Origin of the sequence: Frankia sp. AgB1.9 (assembly GCF_016786355.1) — a bacterium.
In the GTDB taxonomy this organism is placed as follows: domain Bacteria; phylum Actinomycetota; class Actinomycetes; order Frankiales; family Frankiaceae; genus Pseudofrankia.
The window spans coordinates 1-1,590 of sequence record NZ_JADWYX010000260.1 but is presented as its reverse complement, the minus strand read 5'-3'; the positions used below and the strand labels follow the sequence as shown (position 1 = coordinate 1,590).

Here is a 1,590-nt window from a genome sequence, read left to right as displayed (position 1 = left end):
TCGATCGTCACGTGACGATCGGTCCGGCCGGGGCGGTGGGCGCTCGCCGGGCCTGGCTACGCGGCCGGTAGGCGGGTGGACGGACCCGACGTCGGGTCGACGTCGGGTCGACGTCAGGTTTTCGTCGGGTCCGTGTCGAGTCGACGTCGGGTTGGCGCGGACGTCGGGTCCGTGTCGGATCGATGTCGGGTCCGTGTCGGGTTTTCGTCGTGGCGTCGGGTCCGCGTCGGGTCGGTGCGGTAATTCCGTCGGGAATTCTCCTTAAAAACGTCGCCTTTCTGTCGGCTTTCTGCGATGAAATTGTAGAAATAGATCCTGGTCGGATTGCGTGACATTCCCACGGGTGGCGGGCAAATTGGTTGTGGCGGCAGCGCACCGGAGCTGGCCGCGAAACCACCCCCCTTTCTCTCCGTGGGAGTTTGTCGTGCCTCGTTATGTGTATCGCCCGTCGTGGTTGGCCCGGCTGTTCGGCGTGGCGCTGGGCTTTATCGCGCTGTACCTCGTGCTGTTCTTCCTGGCGTACCTCGCGGATCACTTCCTGACGGCCGCCGCCCCGTTCTTCCTCGTCGCCGGTCTGGGGTACGGGGTGTTCGCGTTGGTGCGACGCAGCCGCGACCGGTGAGAGTCGCTATCGGGCTTGACCCGTTCTCCGGCGCTTTTGTCGCGGCCCCGCACCCGTCTCTTTTCGTCCTGTTGCCGGCGGCCGTGTGGTGGCTGCTGGAAACCGTCGTCGTGATGGGCCTGGTCTGGCACGACATGAAACCGCGCCGCGTGTCCGTGGCCGTGTGGCTCGGCGTGGTGTGGGTTCTCGCGTCGGCGGCCCGGTTCACCCCGCTTGTTCTCGCGCTGGCCGTCGGCTAGCCGCTACATCCCGTCTGATCTTCTGAAAGGAACCACTGAGATGTTCCGCACCGACAGCGATCTTCCCGTGTCCGGTTTCGGCCCGCTCACCGTCGATGACCTGGCTCTACGGGCCGAGCGGGCTAAGGACGACCACATGGCGACCTACACCGCTACTGAGGTTCTCCATCGGGCGTTCATGGCCGAGCAGGAATACGACCCCGAAACCTCCGTGCTGGTCGACGCGGCCGTTCTGTTCCTCAAGGGCTACCGGGAGAAGACCCGCGATGAATGGCGCGCTACATATCGAGATTGGGCCACCGCGGCCGGGATTGAAATCCTCCCGGACGAGGACGAGGAAACGTTCGACGTGCCCGACCGTGAGGCAGAGGTCTAAGGCCGTGCAAATCACCATCGTCCTTCTTCTGGGGATTCTCCTTCTGGTCGCGCTCGTCGCACCCCGGACACGGACACGGAGCCTCGTGCCGGTCGTGTGCATTCTGCTCGGCTGGTACTGGTCGTTCAACGGGTTTGTACCCACCCTGGCTGCCGTGGGCGCACAGGTGAGCGCATTCCTGCACACCCTCCCGATCCGGTTCTAGACCGCCGTCCATTCCCGTCCGTCGCCCCCCCCCCCCCCCCGCGGGGGGGGGGGCCCCCCCCCCCCCCCCCCCACGGCCCTGCCACTTCGTGAGGGCGCCGGCCTTCCGATCCACCGGATACCGACCAGCTCGGCCAGACATATCAATC

At 65.8% G+C, this 1,590-nt stretch carries 4 protein-coding genes; all 4 read left to right on the top strand.

Features of this window, described 5'->3' with window-relative positions; genetic code table 11:
- Positions 1 to 424 precede the first annotated feature (424 nt).
- From I6A60_RS40995 to I6A60_RS40980, 4 genes are read left to right on the top strand one after another with little or no spacing between them, the layout of a single operon-like run.
- Positions 425 to 622, top strand: coding sequence for a hypothetical protein (locus I6A60_RS40995; protein ID WP_203017403.1), 198 nt, complete (start codon positions 425 to 427; stop codon positions 620 to 622).
- A complete protein-coding gene (locus I6A60_RS40990) occupies positions 619 to 861 on the top strand; it encodes a hypothetical protein (RefSeq protein WP_203017405.1) in 243 nt (80 codons plus the stop codon). Before I6A60_RS40995 ends, I6A60_RS40990 begins: the two co-directional genes overlap by 4 nt.
- A gap of 40 nt (positions 862 to 901) precedes the next feature.
- On the top strand, positions 902 to 1,237 hold the full coding sequence (locus tag I6A60_RS40985; RefSeq protein ID WP_203017407.1) for a cysteine protease: 336 nt from the start codon (positions 902 to 904) through the stop codon (positions 1,235 to 1,237).
- A 4-nt stretch (positions 1,238 to 1,241) separates the two neighbouring features.
- Entirely contained in the window at positions 1,242 to 1,442 is a 201-nt protein-coding gene (locus tag I6A60_RS40980) for an ABC transporter permease (protein WP_203017409.1), read from the top strand.
- The last annotated feature ends 148 nt before the right edge of the window (positions 1,443 to 1,590 follow it).